The sequence below is a fragment of the Campylobacter ureolyticus genome (assembly GCF_027277485.1).
Classification (GTDB): Bacteria; Campylobacterota; Campylobacteria; order Campylobacterales; family Campylobacteraceae; genus Campylobacter_B; species Campylobacter_B ureolyticus_B.
Genome location: NZ_JAPXGQ010000008.1, coordinates 44463 through 66672, shown reverse-complemented (window position 1 = coordinate 66672; position 22210 = coordinate 44463). Strand labels below are relative to the sequence as shown.

The following is a 22210-nucleotide window of genomic DNA, read 5'->3' as shown; positions in this document are numbered from 1 at the left end:
TTTATATTCTACTTGCATAATATTTATAGGTATGTATGTTAATCCTTTTTTCTTCCGGTGGTAATTTCATATAATCACCATAATAAATTTTTAAAATAGCATCATAGTTTTCAACAGCCATTAGTTTAAAATTTTCAAAGCTTACATCAATATAGTTTTCAAAAATACTCTTATAATAAATCTCTTTTAGTCCATCTGAGAAAATACCACATTTTTTTGTAGTTATATTTTTATATTTTAATATTGTTTCTTTTAAAATTCTTATTAGATATTTTTTTGTAAAAAACACTCTTGAAATGAAAAATAACGGAAAAAGCAAAGAAAATTTAGCTATTTTTTTCAAAAAGCTTCCTGGTGATAAAATCATATTAAAATTTCTATATATAAGCAAATGTTGTATTAAAGATATTTTTCTTAAATGTCTTTTTGGCTCTTTTTCTGGCAAATTATCAATGGGAAAAATATCAACAAACACGCCAATCGAATCGCATTTTAAGCGATATTTATCTTTTTCTATAGCCAAAGTATTCCTACAGCAAATTTTGGAAAAATTTAAGATAAAGCCGCTATCAAAATCCAACAAATCATACTTATCATCTTTTTTAATTATTTCTATGAGTTTGTCGTAATTGTCTCTTGTTAGCATTATATCCATGTCATCATCCCATGGAATAAATCCTTTATGTCTAATAGCTCCTATTAATGTGCCATAAGCTAAAGAATACTTTATATTGTTGTCTCTACAAACTTTATCTATATAACACATCATTTCAAGCATTTTTTCTTTTGCCTCATCAAGGCTAATTTCTACTAAATTTTCCATTTAGCTTTTCCTTTAATTCATCTATATCTTTTATATCATCTAATTCGCATACATAGCTTGGATCTATAAACTTAGAGTATATAGATATTTTATCTATTAATTTAGCAATAACATTATCATAATATAGCTTAGAATCTAAAAAATAATCATCATCTAAATTATATATTTCATTTTTTATTATCTTTGCATCTTCTTTTGTAAAATAACCAATCCCAAGTAAGCTTGGCTTTTCATCTGTGCATATTTTTATATCAAAAACTCTATTTTTTTCATCTGCACAAACAATCCATTCAGCTTTTTGTGTTTTTCTTCTTAATGTTGTGTAGTATGTAGATCTAGTTTCTAAACTAAATATATTTTTTAACAATACAACATCAGCATCTATAATAAAACTATCTGAAAAATAATCCATTGCTAATTTAAAAGAATAAGCATTATTTTTAGTTGCAAAATCTGGATTAAAGATTAAATTTATATTTTTATACTTATCTTTTAAATATAAAAATTGCTCACTTAAATAACCTATAACTATATGTATTTCATCTATGCCTATTTCATTTAAATATCTTATAGTTCTTTCTAAATTTGGTACATTATCAACTAAAAAAAGAGATTTATGTGTAGTTTTTGTATACTCTTTAAGTCTTGATCCAAGACCAGCTGCCATTATTATTGCATTACTCACTAGTTATCCTTTATTATTTATATTTGTAAGCATACTTCCTGTTATTATAAATAAAGCAAGTATAAAAGTTGTTAGCATAAATTGTCCACTTATAAAAAACATTATTAAAACAGTCCAAGCAGAGTATGATATATTTAATCCCATAGCTTTAAGTACACCTATTTTTTTTATTGCAGCATAATAAAACAGGTATGAGATAGTTCCAAAAATAGAAGCTAAAAAAACTATATTAAAATCTTTAACTTGAAAGTTAGTGTTAAAATCTGCATATAAAAAATAGATAAAGGCTATAAAACAATATGTAGTAAAACTAATACCTTGCCTTATGCAAAGTGCAGAAAATTCACTAAGCGAGCTATCTTTAATAAAAGCTTTTTTTATAATAACACATTCACTTCCCCAAGAAAGAGCTGTTATAAGTGCAAAAACAAATCCTAATATACTAATATTAAATTTAATATTTAAAGAATAAAGTAAAATTGTAGAAACAATAGCTATACAAAGACCTATCTTACCTATTAAATTTAACTTTTCTTTTAATAAAAATCTTGCTAATAGTGTTGCAATTACTGGATAAGTTATACTAATGCAAGTAGCTAAAGCTGGTCCTATCAAAGATATAGCAATGATATATGAACCCATTCCAATAGGTCCACCAATAAGACCAGCAAAAATTACTATTTTAAAACTATCACTTTTAACTATATTTTTAAAATTTGAAGTTTTTGAAAAAGATGATTTTATGGATAATAATAAAAATCCAAAACCATCATGTATAAAAGCTGTAAGTAATATAATTAAAGTTGAATAAGATAAGAGTACTGTATCTATACTCCAAAATATACCGCTAAAAAGACCTAAAAAAAATCCACTCAAAATATTTTCCTATCAAAGGCTTGTTTAAACCTATTATCAACATATGATGTTAAATCTTCTCCTGCACTCATTTTTGCAAGTCCCCATACAGACCATAAAATATCTTGAATACTTTTAAAAATATCAATCTTAATAACTTCATCATTTTTTAAGCCATAGCTTTTTATAAGCTTTTCATCTTCTTGTTTGTTAAAATTACTCTCAACTGATATAAAAGCCACATCCCAAATAGGATCATTTAAACCTGAGTATTCCCAGTCTATGAAATAGAGTTTTTTTATACTATTATCAGGATTTTTTATAGCTAAAATATTTTCAGGAACTATATCTCCATGAGTTGGAGTATAAATAAAGCTTTTATTGTATAAATCCATATTTATTTCAATTAATTTATTTTTTAATTTTTCAAATAAAATAAGTCCATCTTTTAAAAATTTATGATTTTTATACTCACTAGAAAGCAAAGATAGATATTTATCCATCTCTTTAAATGCATCAAAATGATTTGTAAATGGCATATTTGAACTATGGATGTTTTTAATATCTTTACCAATTTCTTCTATATGTTCTCTTACAGTTTGTGGATTTAAAGTTTTTGCTTCTTCTAAAAATTTAGTTATTTTTATTCCTGTTTCTTCATTAAAATAAATTGTTTGGACATTAAATCCACTCTTAAAACTTAAAATTTGATTGTTTTTTTCATTTATTCTATTTATTATGCTATTTGCATTTTTTCTAGGAAGTCTAAAAACAAATTTATCATTGTCGCAAACAACAAGATAGTTTTTATTAGTCATGCCGCCGATAAAAATAATTCTATCAACTTTGTAATCTGTAAAAATCTCTTTGAATTTTTGTTCTATTTTAGCATTATTCATACACTACACCACTTTTTTCATTATTGATTATTTTGTTGATACGTTTTTTTAAACGCATTCTTTCAAATTTGGCATAAGTATGACGACCAAAACAGATAAAAAATATAATTTTTATCTTTAATTTTAAATTTATATTTTTGCTAAAAAGTAAGATAAATAATCTTTTATGATTTATATTTTTACTTACTTCATCAAATAAAACTCTTTCATTGTCTGAAGAAATCTTTATTTTAGGCAGATCTGTTAAGGGTGATAGAGCTCTAATATCTTTTAAAACATTTTTTATAGATAAATTATTGCTAAAGTATCTATCTAGGCTATCTAAAGCCTCATATCCTTGCATATTTTTTTGGGAAAAATCTGACTTTGTTGTTGAATTTTGCCTACAGTAATAAAAATAATCTATCACATCACAAAACGCCACTTTTTTTGATTGACTAATGATAATTGGCATCAATTCAAAATCTTCATAAATTTTACCTTTTGTAAATCTGTTATTGTAAAATAAATCTTTTTTATATATTTTTGACCATGGGCTTACAGAGTAGTACTTTCCATAAAGCATATTTTTTACGGCTTCATCTGGATTATGAAGTAACACTTCTTGATTTGATATTTTACTTGACGATAATTTGGTATTTTCATTATAAAATCTAACAAATGAAGTTATGGCTATATCTACATCATATTTGCTTATTAAATAGTGTAAATTTTCTATATAGTAAGGACTTACAAAATCATCACTATCAACAAAACTCACCCACTCTCCATTCATAATATCCAAGGCTTTATTTCTAGCATCTGCTTGACCTCCATTTATTTTATGAATAACTTTTATCCGGTTATCTTTTTGGGCAAATTCATCACAAATTTTACCTGAGTTATCACTACTTCCATCATCAACTAAGATAATTTCTAAATTTTTATAAGTTTGATCTACAATGCTTTGGATGCATTTTTTAAGATATTTTTCTACATTATAAACTGGAACTACTATAGAAATTAAAGGATTATTTTGCATTATCAACCTTTAAATTTAATATCAAAAAATTCTTAGAAAACTCTTTTTGTTTTTTAATGATTTCATTAACTTTTTTATAATTTATATTTTTTTGACTAAAATTATTGCAATCTATAATTCTATCAAATAAATCAAACATTTCAAATAAAGAATAAAATCTATCAGCCCCTCTTTCTTTATTTATAAAAGCATAAAATGGTTTATTAAATAAAATCGAAAAAACACATCCATGAAAAGAATCTGTTATTATGGTATCTGCTTCATAAATATTTTTAAGCCACTCTTCAATAGATATAATATTATTGGATGAATTCCCATCGTTTATCTCATAAATTTCTAAATTTTTATCTTTTGCAAAACTATTGATAAGTTTTTGTTTTTCCAAGCTTTTGTCTAATACATAAGCAAAAACCTTACCTTTTGAATTTGATGCTTTTATATCTTTAAAAAGTTTTTTATACTCATATATTTCAAGCATCATAGTTGGATCTAAAACCCAAGTTGCATCAATCCCAAAAGTTTCTTTACATACCTTTATGCCACTTTTTTCTCTAACAGAAATGGCTCTAAATTTTTTAAAATTCTTTGCATGAAATTCCTTATTATCGCCACTATATTTTGCTCCTCCAAAAGAAGCAGCGTATGAAAGTTTTATAATATTCTCATTTAAAAAACCTAATGAAAAACTATCTTTATAAAGCCAAAAATATTCTGGTCTAAAAACCTGATCGCTTCCTACTATGCAAGCATCAAATTTATATCTTTTAAAGACTTTATTTAATTGCTTAGCGCTATTTATTTTTGATGTTAAAGGTATGTTTTTTAAAATAAAGCTTTCAAATTTTTTGTATTGTTTCTTTTTAAAAACCACATTTTTATATTTTTTATAATATATGATTTTTGCTATTAAAAATTTTAAATAGTTAAGACTAAATCTGCTTTCATTTGGCTCTAAATTTAATAACTTCGCACTAAATCCACACTCATTTAAAAATTTTACTAAAGCAAAAGCTTGCAAAATTCCACCGTAATTATTTAAAAGCGGAAGTGTAAAAACTGCTATTTTCAAACTGTTTTCCTTAAAATATGCTTTTTAAAAAGATAAATAATGGTATCTTTTCTTGCTTTTAATTTTATCTGTTTTTTTAATTTTTTAAGCTTTATTTCATCCATTTTTTTATCTTTTAAACTTTGTTTTTGAATATCTTTTTTTATTCTTACTATTTTTTTATTTAAAATATTTTGTTTATTATAAAAATAAAAACTATTTTTTTCATCTATAGCACCGTTTTGTGATTTTACCACTAAATCTGGATCTATTTTTTTACAAAAAACCTCGTTTTTATTAACATTTTTTAAAATTTCATCAAAAATTTTATTTCTTACAATCAGCAAAGAATGTCCTGAATAATCTTTTATCTTTTCATCAAGCCAAGCATCCATTAAAGTTACATCTGCACATTTTGCAAAAACATCTATACAGTTATTACAGGCAAACGGTGTAAAAGCCCTACTTGTCCAATACTTAAAAGCTGATTTATCCCTATAATCAATCGCTAAATCGCCATTTATGTCCTCAAACTCAAAAGCAAACCCATACGCTGTTTTATGTGGAATCTTTTTTCTAAAATTTACACTTTTAATCAAAGTTTTATTTTTAAAAGCCTCATCTGCAATTTGCTGTGCAAAATCTTTACTCTTCATTTGACCGCAAACCAAGCCTACTATAAATTTTATTCTATTTTTAGCTTTATGATTGCTTTTTTGAAAAAGTCTTATGGCTTTTGCAAAGCATGGAAGTGCTGTTATTGCGTATCTTTTATTATTTTTTAATACATAATCTAAAATCTCATCCATAGAGACTGGGTAATAAACTGAACCTCTACTTTCATCTATCTCATCTTTGGTCTTAAAAACATTAAATTTAAATAGCTTATTTGGATCGCCATTTGGCCTAACTGTTAAAATTTCATCAACAAAATTAAGCTCTAAAAGTTTTTTAAGAAAATAATTTCCCGCTCCACCACTTGCCGAACAAAGTTTTTCTTTTAAATTTAATTTTGAAAATTCGTATGTGTTTATAAAATATCCAATGTATTGCTTATATTCTGATTCATAAAATAACTCTTTTGATAAAATGTCCTCATACTGTTCTTTTTCGTAAAAAGGACACACTTTTAAACACAATGAGCACTTTTTTAAACATCCTGAAATTTCTTTTGGTTCATATAAACCATCACTATTAAAGTCTATAGATAAAACATTCACAGGGCATATCGAAATACAAGCTCCACAGCCTATACATCTATTTTCTTTTACTACAAGCTCTATAATATTTGGTTTCACATATTACCTTTATTTTTTACAATTAAAGACCTTATTAAGCTTTTTTCATACTCATTCATAGATATAAAATAACTTATTAAAGCGTATAAAATAATAAAAAATATCATGCTTATGAAAAATAACTTTTCATTCATAAATTTAAAAAATAGATTAAACAGAATAAATAAAACAAGCTGCGGAAAAAAATTATAAAATAAATTTTTCCAAAATTTGAAAATATTTAAACCAATTTTTTTATAATACCAATTAACAACAACTCCATTTACCATTAAAAAAGACATACAAATACTAAAAGCGACACCATAATAACCATATATTTTTACAAAATAAATAGAAGAAATAATGCTTAAAATAGCACCTATTAAAGCAGATAAAGATCTAAACGCATACTTATTTTTAGCTTGTAAAATACTAATACCTAAATTCTGCACAAGAGGAATAGCAAGAGGAATCATTATAATAACGGTTAAATAATAGGCATCTTGATACTCTTCACCAGCCCAAATTTCAATAAATTTTTGACCAAATAAAATAAATCCAAAAAGCATACAAAAAATAATATACCCTTGAAGTCTTCCTATCTTTATCATCTCATCAGTTAAAATCTCATTGTTTACACCACTTGAAACCATTTGAGATATTTTAGGTAAAAAAACACTACTAATTGCAGTTGAAAGCATGATAAACATACCATTAAAAAGTATAGATATAGCAAAAATACCAACTTCTTTAGCACCAAGAGCAGATCCTATTATCAGCTGTCCAAAATTCCAATTAATTTGATCAACAATAGCTGCAATAAAAACAAAAACAGAATAGCTCAAAATTATTTTTAAAGCTTTGAATCTAAAATTAAAAATATTTATTTTTATACCAATATTTTTTCTATAATAAAGTATTATAAAAAAAGTGTATAATACATTTAAAATTGTTATTGAGATTATTACTTGTGTTGATTTAAAACCAGCAAATAGCACAAAAGCAATTATAATAGGTGTTAATAGTGATCTTAAAATTCCCATTTTTTTCATAAATATAAATTTTTCATAAGCATTTAATATAGATGAAAAAATACTGCAAGGAAGTAAAAAAGCCATATTGAATATAAGAAGTAAGATGATATTTTTTAAAGTTTCTATCTCATAAGCGTTAAAAGAATTTTTAAAAACAATATTAATATTATTCAAAAAAACAATACCAAAAACAACAACTAAAAAACTCATAAAAATATAAAAACCAAAAACAGTCGAATATAATATTTTCTGCTTATTTGTTTGGTTTTTTATCAAAAATTTAGAAGTAAAAACAATAATCGCATTTCCTAAACCAAAATCAAATATAGCAATGTAGCCCATTATGCTTAAAGCAAGCGAATAAAGTCCAAATTCGCTTTGCCCAAGCATTTTAATAACAAAAGGTGTGTAAAAAATCATTACAACGGTACTTATAAAAATATTTACATATGTTAAAATAGCACCTTGTTTTCTTTGCAATTTTTAACTACCTAGAATTAATCTAATATTTTACTTTCTACTTTTTTAAATACTTCATATTTTACACTAAAATCTATAGGCACATAAAATATAAGTGGATAGTTTGAGTTATATCCTAATATCAAATTTGGATCAAAACTTAAAAAGCTAAGTTTTTTAGGCTCACTGCAAAGCATCATAGTCGAGGCTATATCATCTCTTCCACCAAGTTTAAAATACTCATATCCATAACCTTTAAGTATTTTTCTCTCTAAATTAAGCCCCATAAAAGAATGAGCGTTACAATCTAACATCATCTCTTTTCCAAAAAAAACCTTTACTAAATACTCATCTTCATTTTCTAAAGGCTTAAGTGTTAAAATAACTTGCTTTTCTCCATTTTCAGTCTTTGGAAAAATGCTAGCATCAAAACCAAATATTGTACTTACCATTATTAAAAACCCTAAAACAAATCTCATTTTTTAGCCTTTTATCTTCTTTTCCCACTTTAAAGCTGAGCTTATAATTAAGCCTAAATCCTCATTTTTTGGTTGCCAGTTTGTTAAGCCTCTAAGCTTTGTTGAGTCCGCCACAAGCCTAGCAGGATCACCATCTCTTCTGTCACTAACTTCGGCTTTAAAGTCAACTCCACTGACTTCTTTAGCTTTTTTAATAACTTCTTTTACACTATATCCTTTACCATATCCAACATTAAAAATCTCGCTTTTTCCTCCATCATTTAGGTATTTTAAAACCGATAAATGTGCAGCAGCTAAATCTTCAATATGAATATAATCTCTTATACAACTTCCATCATCTGTTTCATAATCCTCACCAAAAATACTCATCTTTTCTCTTTTTCCGAGTATTGTTTGGGTTGCTACTTTTATCAGGTGTGTTGCATTTGGATAATTTTGCCCTAAAAGTCCATCATTGCTTGCACCTGCAACATTAAAATATCTTAAAATTCCATATTTAAAATTCGGATTTGACAACGCATAGTCTTTTAAAATCCACTCTGTAACAACCTTGCTTCTACCATAAGGATTTATTGGATTTAAAGGAGTTTCCTCTTTTACTATTCCATCTTTAGGCTCCCCATAAACAGCAGCTGTTGAGCTAAAAATAAATTTATTAACATTATATTTAGCACATAAAGTTATCAAATTTAAGGCATTTGCTGAGTTATTTCTATAGTATTTAAGTGGCTTTTGAGTACTTTCAAAAACCTCAATAAATGCTGCAAAATGAATAATGGCTTCAAATTTATGCTCTTTAAAAACATCTTCAAGTTCATCTATGTTTTCTAGACTTAAATTTATAAATTCAAATTTTACTTCATTTTTTTTTGCAACATCTTTTAAAGTCTGTATAGCTAAATTTGAACCCTTGCAAAAATTATCTATCACGACTATTTCGTGATTTTTGCTTTCAATTAATTGTTTTGTAACATGTGAGCCGATATATCCAGCACCACCAGTAATTAGAATTTTCATTTTTTATCCTTTTTGTTATTTTACATTAATTTTGTTAAATTTTATCTCTAATTCTTAAAAATACTGAAAATCTTAGCACTTTACTTATGGCTAAATTTTGAAACTTATAAATAGCAATTTGCCATATTCATGATGGATTTTTTCAATCATTTTCTTTTAAAACCACTTTCTATTTAGATGTTTTAATTTGGCATTTTACAATTTATCGAGTCCTTTAATCCTTTTAATTTACCTTTTTCAGAATTGATTTTTATCATTTCTCCTTATTTTCTAATTTTTTTAAAGCTTAGCACTTCTTTGATTTTCATAACTCAAATTTGGATCATACACAACAACTTTCTACCATCACAGACGATAACTTCATCTAAAAACCTAAAAACCACATCATTGCTTTAACTCTAGCTTATAAAACAAGTTCAATGATTTTAGAGTTTTTAAATTTCATTTTTTTATATTTTATGCTGAAATTTTTTCTATATTCAGGCATATCAAAAATATAAAATTTAAGCTCTTTTCACTCATAACTTAGAGTTAATTTTGAAGCAATTTAGACAATTTTTTCAAAATCATCTTTTTTTTATATAAATCCTTCTCAAGCTTGGTTTTAGAACAATGCTCTGTAAAAAACTTAGAGGTAACAAATTTATTTCCTTTTTTTGAAATTAGATTTTTACCATCCCATATGACACGAATGCCAACAAGTTTTTCATCCATAAGCTAGTAGCTTAAATTCTCACCATTATACTCGCTTAAAAGCATCACAATATTTAAATTTCGCTTTCACACCTTTTTATCTCTTCATCAATGCATTTTGTAAAAACAGGTGTGTAGTTCATACCTTGTTTTTCAGAATTTAAATACTCTTTTGCCCCTAAGATAAAACTTGCATAATCTTCTAAATTTATATTTCCTTTTAAAATTTCATATTTTAAAAAAAGCAAATATGTATTTAAAACATCACTTTGACAATAAATTTGAATTTTTTCAAGCTCTCCGCCATAAAAAAGCTCCATAACTTCATCGCCGTGAGTATCGAATTTGCCAGGTAAATTTAAACTAAGGCAAAGTGAGTTTAAATTTAATCCTCTAACTGAGCCAAATTCGCTTATATGATCCATTAAATCAAGATGAAATTTACCATCATATCTGCTTTTATAATTCCCATTCCACTTGCTTTTATTTAATTCTTTATTTTCAATCTCAAAATAAGCTGGAATGCTTAAATTATAACGCATTGCTCTTATCATCATCATCGGTAAGTCAAATCCACGCCCATTAAAGCTAACTAGTCGCATATTTTTTTTCATCACCATGAAGAAATTTTTAATCATCTCTTTTTCATCTCCTGGAATTTGTGCAACTCTTACAAATTTTCCATACTCATCACCAAAAACAACACTAATTGCAACGATTTTATGAAAATTTACTGGTAAAAAACTACTTCCTGTTTTTTCAAGCTGTTTGTTTTGCATAAGATTTGAAAACTCATAATTTATCTTATTTTCATCCGCATTATTTTCATAGTTTTTTAAAATACTTTCATACTCGTTTGGAAAAGCTTTTTTAAGACTTTCAACACAAGGAATTGTCTCACAGTCAAATACACATAAGCTTTCTTTCATAAAATATCCTTACTTATCCTTATCCCATGCTAAAATTGTTTTTCCCTCTTCATCAGTGTCGATATCGCCCATTCCAAGTATATTATAACCACAATCAACATAGTGAATTTCTCCAGTTACTGCTGAAGCAAGGTCGCTTAAAAGATACATTCCACTTTTACCAACATCTTCAATTGTTACATTTCTTTTAAGCGGGGCATTTATCTCATTCCATTTTAAAATCATTCTAAAATCCCCTATTCCACTTGCTGCAAGAGTTTTTATAGGGCCTGCAGAAATTGCATTTACTCTTATATTTTTACTTCCTAAATCGTGAGCTAAATACCTCACGCTACTTTCAAGAGCAGCTTTTGCAACACCCATAACATTGTAATGTGGCACAAACTTAGGGCCACCTAAATATGTTAAAGTTAAAATACTTCCACCTTCATTTATGAGTGGTAAAACTGCATTTGTTAAAGCTAAAAGCGAATAAACACTTGTTTGCATAGTAACATTAAACGCTTCTCTTGAAGTATTTACAAACTCACCCTCTAATGCTTCTTTTGGGGCAAAAGCAACTGCGTGAAGAACAAAATCAATTTTTCCAAAATCTTTTTTTAGGCTATTTTTTAAATTTATTAAATCTTCATCGCTATTTGCATCAAGTTTGTAAATTTTATCGCTACCAAGCTCATTTGCTATTGGCTCAACTCTTTTTAAAAGTGCATCATTTAAATATGTAAAAGCTAAATCTGCCCCCATATCTCTGCAAGCTTTTGCGATACCATAAGCAATTGATTTTTGATTTGCAACTCCAACTATTAAACCTTTTTTTCCTTTTAAAATCATCTTTTACCCTTTAAAATTTTGTTTAATTCTTCTTTTAACTTATCTTTTGAAACACTTCCATCAGCAACGTTAATGACAATATCTTCCATTTTTATATAATAATCATCTATTTTTAAATCAGGAAAATTTATTAAAATAAATGCTAATCCTATGTGTAAAGCCGTCCTTTTGTTTGCATCTAAAAATGGATGAAATTTAACGCAAGAAAAAATCAAATGAGTTAATTTATCTAAAAAAGTAGGATAATACTCATCATTTTTAATATTTTCACAAACAGAATTTAGGTAGCTAATTTGTGTTTTATTATATCCATCAAGCCCTCCAGAAACTGCGATAATTTGCGTATGAAGTTTTATGACTTGAGAAATATTTAAGTATTTCATCTATCTTTGAGCCTTTTTAAAACTTCTAAATTTTTTGGCATATTTGCCAGTTTTAACATATTTTTTTCAAGCTCCTCAAATTCACTTTGACTTAAATCTTTGCTATTTTTAACAATAAATTCACTATTTAAAAGCTTAGCAATGCTCTTTAAAAGAGTCAAATTTTCATCTTTTACCCCTTTAATAATTACATCATTCATTTTTTGCCTTTATTAAATTTATAAAGTTATTTACATCTAAACTTGCACTTCCAACTAAAACACCATCGCAGTTTTTAACGCTTAAAATTTCACTAATGTTACTTAAATTTACACTTCCACCATAAAGAAGTGGAGCATCTGTAAAAGTTCTTAAAAAATCTAAAACTTCACTTATCTCGTTTATTTTTGCACTTTTTCCAGTTCCTATAGCCCAAATCGGCTCGTAAGCTAGGTTTAAATTTTCATACTCTAAATCAAGTCCTTCAAGCTGTGATTTTAAAAAGCTTTTAGTTGAAGCGTTCATATAGGTTATATCACTTTCACCAATGCAAAAAATTATTTTATATCCATTTTTTTTAGCAAACTCAAATTTGGCTTTTAAAAATTCATTATTTTCACCTAAAGCTCTTCTTTCACTATGTCCTACCAAAACAGTTTTTATACCAAACTCATCTAAAATTTCACTTCCAATTTCACCTGTAAAACTTCCATTTTTTACAGGATAAAAATTTTGAGCACCTTGGTTAAAAACAAAGTCGCCCTCTAAAAATGCTGAACTTGTAGGAAAAACAAAAATTTCATCACTGTTTTCACAGCTTTTGCGGTTTTTTAAAAAATTATTTAAAACGCTTGCGTATTCTAAAAAACTGTTTCTTGTGTGGTTGCACTTTAAATTTGCAGCAAATATCACAAATCTTCCTTTCTTAATAAAACTTTAACTCCAGGAAGTTCTTTTCCTTCAATTAATTCCAAACTTGCTCCACCACCTGTTGAGATAAATGTTATTTCATCTTGATCGCCTGCTCTTGCTACAACATCAGCCGTATCGCCACCTCCAACTACTGTAGTTGCATTACTTTCGGCAACTGCATGGCTTATCCTTAGGCTTCCTCTTGCAAATTTATCCATTTCAAAAACACCCATTGGCCCATTCCACCATATAGTTCCTGCATCTTCAATCGCTTCTTTGAATAAAGTAACTGTAGCAGGTCCAATATCTAAACCCATCCAATCTTTTGGAATTTCTTGAGTTGTAACATATTTCATAACGCTATCTGCTGAAAAATATGGTGCCACAATGGCATCAACTGGAAGATAAATTTTAACTCCAAGCTCTTTTGCTTTATCTAAAATTTTCTTTGCATCTTCTAAAAGCTCTTCTTCTAAAAGTGAATTTCCTATTTCAAAACCAATTGATTTTAGAAATGTAAATGCCATTCCTCCACCAATTATCAGCTTATCAACTTTTGGAAGCAGATTTTTTAAAGCTTGAAGCTTCCCGCTAACTTTACTTCCTCCAACTATCGCAACAAAAGGACGAGCAGGATGTTTAATCAAATTTTGAGCAAAATTTATCTCTTTTTGTAGCAAAAAGCCAGCTGCTTTATGGTTTTCATCAAAAAACTTAGTTATTGCATGAACTGATGCATGAGCCCTATGGCAAACTCCAAAAGCATCATTTATATAAAAATCGGCAAATCCAGCCAATTTTTTGGCAAACTCATCATCATTTTTAGTTTCACCTTTTTCAAATCTCAAATTATCTAAAAGTAAAATTTCATTTTCGCCCAGTTCATTTACTGCATTTTGAGCATTTTCACCTATTATATCATTTACAAATTTTACATCTTTTTTTAAAAGTCTGCTTAGTCTTTTTGCAACTGGACTTAGGCTGAATTTCTCCTCAAAACCATTTTTTGGACGACCCAAGTGACTAGCTAAAATAACCGCCATGCCTTCATCTAAGCAGTACTTTATAGTAGAAAGTGCTGATCTAATCCTTCTGTCATCAGTTATATTTTGATACTCATCCATTGGCACATTAAAATCACATCTTATAAAAACTTTTTTGCCTTTTTCAAACTTAACATCTTTTATAAACAGTAAATTCTCACTCATTTTAGCCCTTTTATTTCATATTATTTTTTGCATAAATAGCCAAATCAATAAGTCTATTTGAATAACCCCATTCATTATCATACCAACTCAAAACTTTAAGCATATTTTTACCTACAACTTGTGTCATATCAGCTGCAACAATACTTGAAAAACTACTTCCTATAAAATCGCTTGAAACACAATAATCTTCATCAACGCTTAAAATTCCACTCATTGAAGAGTTTGCATACTCTTTAAATTTTGTATTAACCTCATCAGCAGTTGTATTTTTTTCAAGTAAAACAGTTAAATCAAGCATTGAGACATTTGGCACTGGAACCCTAAGACTAAGTCCATGCATTTTATCTTTTAAGTTTGGCAAAACTAAACTTATGGCTTTTGCAGCACCTGTGGTTGTTGGAATGATATTAATAGCCCCTGCTCTACTTCTTCTATAATCTTTACTTTTTACATCAAGCAAGTTTTGACTACTTGTATATGCGTGAGTTGTATTCATAAGTCCTTTTTGGATACCGAACTCACTATCAAGTATTTTTGCAATAGGTCCAAGACAGTTTGTTGTACAACTTGCATTTGAAATGATTTTTTCGCCTTTATAATTTTCATTATTTACACCCATTACAAAAGTTGGTGTATCATCCTTAGCAGGGGCACTCATTACAACCAAATCAAGCCCGTTTTTAATATAAACCTCACAACTTTGAGTTGTTAGAAAAGCTCCTGTACATTCAAGTACAACTTCTGCACCAAAATCTTTAAATTCCAATTCATTTGGATCGCGTGTTGAAAAAACTCTTATTTTTTTACCATCAACAGCTATATAATCATCATTTATTACTTCAACTTTTTTGTTAAATTTACCATGAACTGAATCATGCTCTAATAAATATCTTGTAATATCTCTTTTAGCTGTATCATTTATCGCAACAAGTTCAGTATCAGGTCTGTTTAATAAAATTCTAGCAGCACATCTTCCGATGCGTCCAAAACCGTTTATTGCAAATTTAAGTGCCATATATTTTCCTTTTATTTGGTATAATCAAAGCTTATTTTACTGAATTTAAGGTTAAAACTAATTAAAATGAAAATAGCACTTTTTGGTGGGAGCTTTGATCCACCACATTTAGGACATGATAAAATTGTAAAAGAAACTTTAAAAGTTCTAAATTTAGACAAACTTATCGTAATGCCAACTTTTATAAATCCATTTAAAAATGGTTTTTTTGCCCCACCAAATTTAAGACTTAATTGGTGTAAAAAACTTTGGCAAAATTTAGACAATGTCTTAATAAGCGATTATGAAATTTTGCAAAATCATCCAGTTTCCACAATACAAAGCGTTAAATTTTTATATTCTAAATTTAAAATTGATAAATTTTATTTAATTATTGGCGAAGATAATTTAAAAGATTTAAATAAGTGGCATAAATTTGACGAGCTGTGCAGTTTGGTAGAATTTGTAGTGGCTTCAAGAAATGAAGTTAAAATAAAAAATTTGATAAACATTTTACCCTTGAAAAAGTTAAACATTAATGTTAATATTTCATCTACAGAATTTAGACAAAATTTAAACAAAGACTTCATACCAAATTCCATAAAAAGTGAAGTAATAAATTTTTATAAGGATAAAAAAATGGAAAAAAAACTTGAAATTATCAAAAAAGTTTTAGAGGATAAAAAGGCTGAAAATATTGAGATAATCGATATGAGAAATGAGGACTATATTGCAAAATACGTAGTAATTGCCACAACTCTTACAGGAAAACATGGACTATCTTTAACTGATGATTTAGATGCAGCTTTAAAACCTTTAGGTGAAGAGTTTTTAGGTGTTGAAGCAAGTGATGAGTGGAGCGTAATAGACCTAGGCGATGTAATTATTCATCTAATGAGCGAAAGCCACAGAGCAAAATATGACATTGAAGAACTTTTAGCAAAACTTAAGAAAAAAGAAGGTTAAGAAATTTAAATCTTCAAAATTTAAGAAATCTAAACTAAAAATTTAGCAATCATAAAACAAATAGTAAAAAGCCATATAGCTAAAAAAGTAGCTAGGATAAATGGCTTTTTACCTGATTTTTTTAACATATCTTTTCTAATTGTAACACCAAGGGCAAACATAGCTGTTGTTAAAAGCATAATATCTATAAAATTTACAATTGGGAGTGAAATATCACGCAAATTTAATGGCAAAAATGACCCGATAAAAACCATAGCTAAAAACCAGAGTCCAAACCAAGGAATAGTTACTTTTTTACTCATTTTTTCACTATTTTCACCACTGCTTTTTTCAAAATTTAAAAAACTTATCATAAATAAAAATGGCACAAGCATTAAAACCCTAAGCATTTTCATTATAACACTTAAATCATTTGCCTCCTGGCCAACAGCTGCTCCAGCACCAACTGCGTGAGCTACTTCATGAAGAGAAAGTCCCATTAAATATCCCATTTGTGTTTTTGATAAATCCAAAACTCCAAGTCTAAATAAAACTGGATATAAAAACATAAAAATAGTCCCATAAACCACAACAGTACAAACTGCAACTCCTATTTTATCGCTCTTTGCTTTTATAACACTGCTTGTTGCTAAAACTGCTGCTGCACCACAAATAGAACTTCCTGAGCTTATCAAAATAGAACTTTTTTTATCAAGTCCTAAGAAAAGTCCTAAAAAATATCCTATAAAGAATGTAGAAAAAACTATAAAAAATGCCATTAAAACGCCGCTAAATCCAACATGACCAATATCATTTAATGTTATTTTAAAGCCATATAAAACTATTCCAAGTCTTAAAATTTGTTTTGTTGCAATTTTTATAACGCCTGTTTTTTCTAAAAAAAGTGAAGTCTCATAAAAAGTATTTGACAAAATAGCTCCTAAAACAACAGCAATTATTAAAGGGCTTATTGCTAAAGTCTTAATTGGTGCAAGAAGCGATAAAGAATAAGCACAAAGTGCACTTGTTAAAATAAAAACCCAAGCTTTCAATTTTCTATTTTTATATATTGATTTATGAGATAGTTTTTTCTTATTATTTTCTTTTTTAAAATTCTTTTTACTTAAATTGGAATTTTCCAAAAAATTTCCTTTATATAAATTTTATATTGATATTTGTATTTTATCAAACAAAACTAAATTATTACATAAATTCACAAAACATTTAAAAAATTTATATAATAAATTATTTTATATAATATATTTTTAATTATTTAGCTATAATGCAATAAATTTTATATCAAAAAGGATTTTCTATGACACTAAAGCAGATTGAGTATTTTATCAAGGTTTGCGAATTAAAACAAATTAGTGAGTGTTCAAAATTTTTTGGTATTTCACAATCAGCAATGTCAATTGCTATTAAAAATCTTGAGAACTCGCTTGGCGGTGAGCTGTTTGATCGAATAGGTAAAAGTCTTGTAATTAATGAAAGAGGAAAAGCTTTTTTAAAATCAATTACTCCAATTTATAACCGAGTTTTAGAAATTAGAAAAAATATGCTAAATGGAGGTATGTTTGATATTGCAATTACATCGAGTAAAAATATCGGAAGTTATCTTTTGCCAGAAGCAGTAAGCGAAATATTGGAAAATAAAAACGATAAATCAAAAATTCACTTAGATATAAAAATTGAAAATACTGAAGCTATATTGCAAAGTATTTTAAATAATCAATGCGATATTGGTCTTGTTGAAGGCAGCTTAAAAAACAGTGAAGTAAGTACTATAACAATATGTGAAGATGAGCTTTTTATAGTAACTGGAGATAAAGATCTCGCGCAAAAATCTTGGAACATAAGCTCTTTAAAAGACTATGGTTGGGTTATGAGAGAAGTTGGCTCTGGCACAAGAGAAGTCTTTTTTAATAATATTAAAGAAAATCCAAATTTAAATATAATCTTAGAGCTTCCAACATCAGAAGCAATAAAAAACTCTATTAGGAACAGACCATTATTTACCTGTTTGCCTTATTTTGCAATACATAATGAACTTGGAAATGGACTTTATAAAGTGAATATGAAAGGTAAAAAGTTTATAAGAAATCTATATGCAATTTACTCAAAAGACAAGAAAAATAGCGAAACTTTTATGAATATAATAAATGAAATTATTGAAAATATAAGAAAATTTCACAAGAAAATCTCATCACAAAACAGCTGAGATTTTATCATAAATTTCTAAAATTTCAATTTTTTTATTTATGAAACTATTTTTGTTAGATATTAAAAAAGCTGAACTATCCATGATAGTTTCAGCTACTTTTAGTCCGTTTTGTTTCATTGTTGTTCCGGTTTCAACATTATCAACTATCAAATCACTTAGTCCTATTAACGGAGCAAGTTCAATAGAACCATATAGTTTTATAATAGAAACTGGAGTGGCTTTTTTAGCAAAAAATTCTTTTGTTATATTTGTCATTTTTGTTGCAACTGTTAAATTTGGCTTATCATAATTTAAAATCTTATCTTTTTGTATGCCAACACAGACTTTGCATTTACCAATCCCTAAATCAAGCAGTCTTAAAATATTTGGCTTATGCTCTTCTAAAACATCAAGTCCAACTACGCCTACATCAGCAGCGCCATTTTCTACATAAGTAGGCACATCTTGACTTCTAATAGCTAAAAATTTAAAATTTTCCACATTTAATATAAGTTTTCTATCTTCAAAAACGAACTCTTTTTTAAAAACTTTTTCAAAAATTTCTAAAGTTTCATTTGCTATTCTTCCTTTTGGAAGGGCGATTGTTATCATTTATCATCCTTAGTAGTTTTACTATTGTGTTCATTTATGGCTTTAAGCATGCCTCTAAAAACCAAATTTTTATCAAAAATAGCTTTTTCAAAAAATTTGACAAAAAAACTTCCATCTCCGCCTGTAAAATAAATCTCTTTATTTTTTGCCATTTCATTTATAGCTAAAACTAGAGGCTTTACAATTCCATAAGAAATAGCATCATTTGTTTTTTGCGGAAAACAATCGAGCTCAATTTGTGAGTTAAATGGAATATTTAAAATTGGCGAGATACTTTTATAAGCATTTAGATAAGCTCCAATGCCTGGAGTAATAAATCCACCTTGATGAGTATTTGAAATCATCAAATCAATCGTTATTGCACTTCCTGCATCTACAATAACCCCGTTTTCTATAGTATAACACCCTGCTATCCTATCTATACCAAGACCTTTGTAAATAGTATCAAATTTAAAATAATCTTTTATATCTATAAAGCTACTGCTTTTTGGAATAAATTTAGAATTTACACTTATGTAATAAACATCTTCTTTTGGGTTAAATTTATTAAGCTCATCAATACTTAGACTAAAAAGTCTTCCATCATCCCAAAACTTAGCGCTAAAATTTCCTACATCGCAAAGTAACATTTCCAACCACTCTTTTTCAAAAATTCCAACGCCTTTGAACAAATTTCACAATTATAAAAAAATATCTTTTTTTTGATGATTCTATTTTCTTTTTTTGCTAAACTTTCTAACATTTGGACAAGCTTTAAGCTATCTTTTTGTAAAAACCTGCTCTTAGCATCCCTAAAAAATAAAATTGTATTATTTGACTTTAGATCAATGCCAAATAAAGCCTTATAAGATCTTGTTTTAAACTCTTTAAGGCTTAAATTTTTGCTTTTTTGAAGTATTATATTGTGCTTTACTAAAAGCTCATCCATTTTTAACACAACTTTATTTTAACTTTATAAATTTATCTTTATGATAAAAATTTTCTATACTTGCAAAGCTAAGCTTACTAAGTTCATCATTTAATTTATAAATTTGAGCATTTTCTAAATTTAAATCTGTTTTTATAAGATATCCTGTTTTTTCAAATATATAAATACTGTCTTTATATGGCATAACCCCTGAAAAAATTGCAAATTTAAACTTACTTTCTTTGATCTCATTCAAATTTAAATCGTAAATTTTGGCTATTCCATCTTTTCCAAATATATAAATTCTATCTTCATATCTAAAAATATCTCTTATATTTTGAAGCAATCTTTTATTTCCACTTGGTGAAATTAAAATTAAAGTTGAATTTGTAGCTGCAAACATCTTATCACCCAACACATCTAAATATATTATATTGTTAAAGAATGACTCAGCACTTACAAAAACATCTTGCGCCTTCATTCCATTTACTGTTATTACAATCCTTCCATCAAGTGTTGGAAAAATAACAACTCCATTTCCAGCAAATAAAGGAGATGCGATTCTTGAATCAAGCGTAAAAGTAGTATCAAACTTATCACTTAAAATAACATTTTTATTATTTATATCTATCATCCAAATAGAATTATCAGCACAAACAACCGCTAGTTTTGTTCCAATTAAACTTGCACTAATAGGCTGAGATGAAAACTTTTCACTGAAAATAAGATTTGAGTTTACATCTAGTATTTTCAACTTTCCATCAATAGTTGAGGTTATTATTTTTTCATCATTATAGTTTAAAAATTTCTCTTTTTTTTCTAAATCTAAATTAAAAGACCTTTCATCTTTTGTTATAACTTTGCCATTTTTAAGAGTAATTCCACTTTTTGTTACATATAAAATTTCACTTCCTGTTTTATTATCAAAAGAAACTTTTCCTAAAATTTCCTCTTTTTGTGGTGAAAAATACTCTCTTTTTGTTGAACAACCAACTAAAAAAATAGATAATAAAACTATACTTAACAAATTAATTTTTTTCATTTTTATTTCCATTATAGTGTCTTAAATTTTTAACTATTTGAGTCAATCCTGAGCTTGGAGAAATCTTAATAAATTCTTTATTAGCCTCTTCTACTTTTCCATCTTTTAAATAAGCATACCCATTTATAAAAGCACTATATGAGCTTAAAATTTCACCGCTTTGCTCTCCAGCTTCATATTTTATAATATCTTTTAAAAGCCTATCGATATCTTCTAAATTTGATAATTCGTTAATTTTTTTACTGTCGTTATTATCCATGGCTTGTCTGAATTCAAAAAGAGCAAAAAGATTTTTATCTAAACTTTTTAACTTCTTGGCTGCTTCTTTATCATTTGGGTTTAAAATAAGCTCATTATAGCTTTCATTTGCTTTTTTAAATTTTGTTTCTTTTTGGTAATCAACCACCAAATACACAACAATAGCCAAAAACACAACAATAAAAGTGCCAACAATTGGCTTCTTGTATTTTTTGATAAACAACTCACTTTTTATAATATTTTCTAAAAACTGCCCTTGAGAGTCCATTCTCTCTTTGACATCTTTAATATCGTCTTTTATAGCCAAACTTATTCCCTTTTAAATAAAATTTTCGTGTATTGTAGCATAAAATCTTTTAAATAACGCCTAATGTAAGATAAAATGTGTTATAATACCAACACTTATTATTTGCAAAAAAGGAAAAATTCTATGCTAATTGATGATGAATTATTAAATAAACTTGAAAAACTAAGTGCCTTAAAAATACCAGAAAACCAAAGAAGTCAAATGAAATCACAGCTTGAAAAAATTATAGATTTTGTCAAAATTTTAGATGAGGTTGATAGTAAAAATTTGGAAATTAAAAACCAAAATTTCACTCCATTAAGAGAGGATTTACCACATCAAGATCAAGAAGTTATTGATATGATTTTAAAATCAGCTCCAGCAAGTGAAGATCATTTCTTTGTAGTTCCAAAAATTATAGAATAAAAGGA

Annotated in this window: 27 protein-coding genes; 3 read left to right on the top strand and 24 right to left on the bottom strand. The window is 27.2% G+C overall.

The window, feature by feature from the left end; translation table 11 throughout:
- Position 1: 1 nt before the first annotated feature.
- From O6B72_RS05810 to gap, 18 genes are all read right to left on the bottom strand, one after another.
- Entirely contained in the window at positions 2-823 is an 822-nt protein-coding gene (locus O6B72_RS05810; RefSeq protein ID WP_269492526.1) for a LicD family protein, read from the bottom strand.
- The gene (locus O6B72_RS05805; protein ID WP_269492524.1) at positions 801-1508 is read right to left on the bottom strand and encodes an NTP transferase domain-containing protein; all 708 of its coding nucleotides are present in this window, start codon (positions 1506-1508) and stop codon (positions 801-803) included. Before O6B72_RS05805 ends, O6B72_RS05810 begins: the two co-directional genes overlap by 23 nt.
- Before the next feature lie 3 nt (positions 1509-1511).
- Positions 1512-2384 (bottom strand): DMT family transporter, encoded by an 873-nt coding sequence (locus tag O6B72_RS05800; protein WP_269492522.1) that lies wholly within the window; start codon positions 2382-2384, stop codon positions 1512-1514.
- Entirely contained in the window at positions 2381-3262 is an 882-nt protein-coding gene (locus O6B72_RS05795; RefSeq protein ID WP_269492520.1) for a choline kinase family protein, read from the bottom strand. The genes O6B72_RS05800 and O6B72_RS05795 overlap by 4 nt, the downstream gene beginning before the upstream one ends.
- Positions 3255-4283: a glycosyltransferase family 2 protein gene (locus O6B72_RS05790; protein WP_269492519.1), complete on the bottom strand. Its 1029-nt coding sequence runs from the start codon at positions 4281-4283 to the stop codon at positions 3255-3257. The genes O6B72_RS05795 and O6B72_RS05790 overlap by 8 nt, the downstream gene beginning before the upstream one ends.
- Positions 4273-5352 (bottom strand): polysaccharide pyruvyl transferase family protein, encoded by a 1080-nt coding sequence (locus O6B72_RS05785; RefSeq protein WP_269492518.1) that lies wholly within the window; start codon positions 5350-5352, stop codon positions 4273-4275. The genes O6B72_RS05790 and O6B72_RS05785 overlap by 11 nt, the downstream gene beginning before the upstream one ends.
- Positions 5349-6629: a Coenzyme F420 hydrogenase/dehydrogenase, beta subunit C-terminal domain gene (locus O6B72_RS05780; protein ID WP_269492517.1), complete on the bottom strand. Its 1281-nt coding sequence runs from the start codon at positions 6627-6629 to the stop codon at positions 5349-5351. Before O6B72_RS05780 ends, O6B72_RS05785 begins: the two co-directional genes overlap by 4 nt.
- On the bottom strand, positions 6626-8122 hold the full coding sequence (locus O6B72_RS05775) for an oligosaccharide flippase family protein (RefSeq protein WP_269492516.1): 1497 nt from the start codon (positions 8120-8122) through the stop codon (positions 6626-6628). Before O6B72_RS05775 ends, O6B72_RS05780 begins: the two co-directional genes overlap by 4 nt.
- Positions 8123-8139: 17 nt before the next feature.
- Positions 8140-8580 carry an ecotin family protein gene (locus O6B72_RS05770; RefSeq protein WP_269492514.1) on the bottom strand — a complete coding sequence of 147 codons (441 nt, stop codon included), beginning with the start codon at positions 8578-8580 and terminating at the stop codon, positions 8140-8142.
- A gap of 3 nt (positions 8581-8583) precedes the next feature.
- A complete protein-coding gene (galE, locus tag O6B72_RS05765; RefSeq protein ID WP_269492513.1) occupies positions 8584-9597 on the bottom strand; it encodes a UDP-glucose 4-epimerase GalE in 1014 nt (337 codons plus the stop codon).
- Between the two features lie 531 nt (positions 9598-10128).
- Positions 10129-10311: a hypothetical protein gene (locus tag O6B72_RS05760; protein ID WP_269492512.1), complete on the bottom strand. Its 183-nt coding sequence runs from the start codon at positions 10309-10311 to the stop codon at positions 10129-10131.
- 53 nt (positions 10312-10364) lie between these two features.
- Positions 10365-11219, bottom strand: a complete 855-nt coding sequence (locus O6B72_RS05755) for a 3'-5' exonuclease (RefSeq protein ID WP_269492511.1) — start codon at positions 11217-11219, stop codon at positions 10365-10367.
- Between the two features lie 9 nt (positions 11220-11228).
- Entirely contained in the window at positions 11229-12050 is an 822-nt protein-coding gene (gene fabI / locus O6B72_RS05750; protein ID WP_258298747.1) for an enoyl-ACP reductase FabI, read from the bottom strand.
- On the bottom strand, positions 12047-12433 hold the full coding sequence (locus O6B72_RS05745) for a type II toxin-antitoxin system death-on-curing family toxin (protein WP_101637053.1): 387 nt from the start codon (positions 12431-12433) through the stop codon (positions 12047-12049). Before O6B72_RS05745 ends, fabI begins: the two co-directional genes overlap by 4 nt.
- Positions 12430-12633: a hypothetical protein gene (locus tag O6B72_RS05740; protein WP_018712847.1), complete on the bottom strand. Its 204-nt coding sequence runs from the start codon at positions 12631-12633 to the stop codon at positions 12430-12432. Before O6B72_RS05740 ends, O6B72_RS05745 begins: the two co-directional genes overlap by 4 nt.
- Entirely contained in the window at positions 12626-13324 is a 699-nt protein-coding gene (locus O6B72_RS05735) for a triose-phosphate isomerase (RefSeq protein ID WP_269492509.1), read from the bottom strand. Before O6B72_RS05735 ends, O6B72_RS05740 begins: the two co-directional genes overlap by 8 nt.
- Positions 13321-14532, bottom strand: a complete 1212-nt coding sequence (locus O6B72_RS05730; RefSeq protein WP_050335598.1) for a phosphoglycerate kinase — start codon at positions 14530-14532, stop codon at positions 13321-13323. Before O6B72_RS05730 ends, O6B72_RS05735 begins: the two co-directional genes overlap by 4 nt.
- Before the next feature lie 10 nt (positions 14533-14542).
- Complete coding sequence (gene gap / locus O6B72_RS05725; protein WP_269488013.1) at positions 14543-15547, bottom strand: type I glyceraldehyde-3-phosphate dehydrogenase; 1005 nt, start codon at positions 15545-15547, stop codon at positions 14543-14545.
- Positions 15548-15613: 66 nt separating this feature from the next.
- On the opposite strand from gap, the gene nadD reads away from it, so the two are divergent.
- Positions 15614-16492, top strand: coding sequence for a nicotinate (nicotinamide) nucleotide adenylyltransferase (gene nadD / locus O6B72_RS05720; protein ID WP_269492508.1), 879 nt, complete (start codon positions 15614-15616; stop codon positions 16490-16492).
- A gap of 29 nt (positions 16493-16521) precedes the next feature.
- On the opposite strand, the gene O6B72_RS05715 is transcribed toward nadD, so the two are convergent.
- Positions 16522-17613: a YeiH family protein gene (locus O6B72_RS05715; protein ID WP_269492506.1), complete on the bottom strand. Its 1092-nt coding sequence runs from the start codon at positions 17611-17613 to the stop codon at positions 16522-16524.
- A 173-nt stretch (positions 17614-17786) separates the two neighbouring features.
- Between O6B72_RS05715 and O6B72_RS05710 the strand changes: the two genes are divergently transcribed.
- Complete coding sequence (locus O6B72_RS05710; protein ID WP_269492504.1) at positions 17787-18692, top strand: LysR substrate-binding domain-containing protein; 906 nt, start codon at positions 17787-17789, stop codon at positions 18690-18692.
- On the opposite strand, the gene hisG is transcribed toward O6B72_RS05710, so the two are convergent.
- From hisG to O6B72_RS05685, 5 genes are read right to left on the bottom strand one after another with little or no spacing between them, the layout of a single operon-like run.
- Positions 18678-19286, bottom strand: a complete 609-nt coding sequence (hisG, locus tag O6B72_RS05705; protein ID WP_269492502.1) for an ATP phosphoribosyltransferase — start codon at positions 19284-19286, stop codon at positions 18678-18680. The two genes, O6B72_RS05710 and hisG, sit on opposite strands and share 15 nt — an antisense overlap.
- Entirely contained in the window at positions 19283-19915 is a 633-nt protein-coding gene (locus tag O6B72_RS05700) for a type III pantothenate kinase (protein WP_269492554.1), read from the bottom strand. The genes hisG and O6B72_RS05700 overlap by 4 nt, the downstream gene beginning before the upstream one ends.
- Positions 19897-20214 carry a hypothetical protein gene (locus O6B72_RS05695; RefSeq protein WP_269492500.1) on the bottom strand — a complete coding sequence of 106 codons (318 nt, stop codon included), beginning with the start codon at positions 20212-20214 and terminating at the stop codon, positions 19897-19899. Before O6B72_RS05695 ends, O6B72_RS05700 begins: the two co-directional genes overlap by 19 nt.
- Positions 20215-20227: 13 nt before the next feature.
- Complete coding sequence (locus O6B72_RS05690) at positions 20228-21235, bottom strand: hypothetical protein (RefSeq protein WP_269492499.1); 1008 nt, start codon at positions 21233-21235, stop codon at positions 20228-20230.
- Positions 21222-21800 carry a hypothetical protein gene (locus O6B72_RS05685; protein ID WP_269492497.1) on the bottom strand — a complete coding sequence of 193 codons (579 nt, stop codon included), beginning with the start codon at positions 21798-21800 and terminating at the stop codon, positions 21222-21224. Before O6B72_RS05685 ends, O6B72_RS05690 begins: the two co-directional genes overlap by 14 nt.
- 123 nt (positions 21801-21923) lie before the next feature.
- Between O6B72_RS05685 and gatC the strand changes: the two genes are divergently transcribed.
- Positions 21924-22205 carry an Asp-tRNA(Asn)/Glu-tRNA(Gln) amidotransferase subunit GatC gene (gatC, locus tag O6B72_RS05680; protein WP_269492495.1) on the top strand — a complete coding sequence of 94 codons (282 nt, stop codon included), beginning with the start codon at positions 21924-21926 and terminating at the stop codon, positions 22203-22205.
- Positions 22206-22210: the final 5 nt, after the last annotated feature.

Coding starts and splice junctions, on each gene's coding strand:
- O6B72_RS05690 (WP_269492499.1), bottom strand. CDS start 21,235: ATGAAAAAAATTAATTTGTTAAGTATAGTTTTATTATCTATTTTTTTA.
- gap (WP_269488013.1), bottom strand. CDS start 15,547: ATGGCACTTAAATTTGCAATAAACGGTTTTGGACGCATCGGAAGATGT.
- O6B72_RS05790 (WP_269492519.1), bottom strand. CDS start 4,283: ATGCAAAATAATCCTTTAATTTCTATAGTAGTTCCAGTTTATAATGTA.
- O6B72_RS05755 (WP_269492511.1), bottom strand. CDS start 11,219: ATGAAAGAAAGCTTATGTGTATTTGACTGTGAGACAATTCCTTGTGTT.
- O6B72_RS05695 (WP_269492500.1), bottom strand. CDS start 20,214: ATGGATGAGCTTTTAGTAAAGCACAATATAATACTTCAAAAAAGCAAA.
- O6B72_RS05760 (WP_269492512.1), bottom strand. CDS start 10,311: ATGGATGAAAAACTTGTTGGCATTCGTGTCATATGGGATGGTAAAAAT.
- nadD (WP_269492508.1), top strand. CDS start 15,614: ATGAAAATAGCACTTTTTGGTGGGAGCTTTGATCCACCACATTTAGGA.
- O6B72_RS05810 (WP_269492526.1), bottom strand. CDS start 823: ATGGAAAATTTAGTAGAAATTAGCCTTGATGAGGCAAAAGAAAAAATG.
- O6B72_RS05730 (WP_050335598.1), bottom strand. CDS start 14,532: ATGAGTGAGAATTTACTGTTTATAAAAGATGTTAAGTTTGAAAAAGGC.
- fabI (WP_258298747.1), bottom strand. CDS start 12,050: ATGATTTTAAAAGGAAAAAAAGGTTTAATAGTTGGAGTTGCAAATCAA.
- O6B72_RS05710 (WP_269492504.1), top strand. CDS start 17,787: ATGACACTAAAGCAGATTGAGTATTTTATCAAGGTTTGCGAATTAAAA.
- O6B72_RS05745 (WP_101637053.1), bottom strand. CDS start 12,433: ATGAAATACTTAAATATTTCTCAAGTCATAAAACTTCATACGCAAATT.
- O6B72_RS05795 (WP_269492520.1), bottom strand. CDS start 3,262: ATGAATAATGCTAAAATAGAACAAAAATTCAAAGAGATTTTTACAGAT.
- O6B72_RS05700 (WP_269492554.1), bottom strand. CDS start 19,915: ATGTTACTTTGCGATGTAGGAAATTTTAGCGCTAAGTTTTGGGATGAT.
- O6B72_RS05770 (WP_269492514.1), bottom strand. CDS start 8,580: ATGAGATTTGTTTTAGGGTTTTTAATAATGGTAAGTACAATATTTGGT.
- gatC (WP_269492495.1), top strand. CDS start 21,924: ATGCTAATTGATGATGAATTATTAAATAAACTTGAAAAACTAAGTGCC.
- hisG (WP_269492502.1), bottom strand. CDS start 19,286: ATGATAACAATCGCCCTTCCAAAAGGAAGAATAGCAAATGAAACTTTA.
- O6B72_RS05740 (WP_018712847.1), bottom strand. CDS start 12,633: ATGAATGATGTAATTATTAAAGGGGTAAAAGATGAAAATTTGACTCTT.
- galE (WP_269492513.1), bottom strand. CDS start 9,597: ATGAAAATTCTAATTACTGGTGGTGCTGGATATATCGGCTCACATGTT.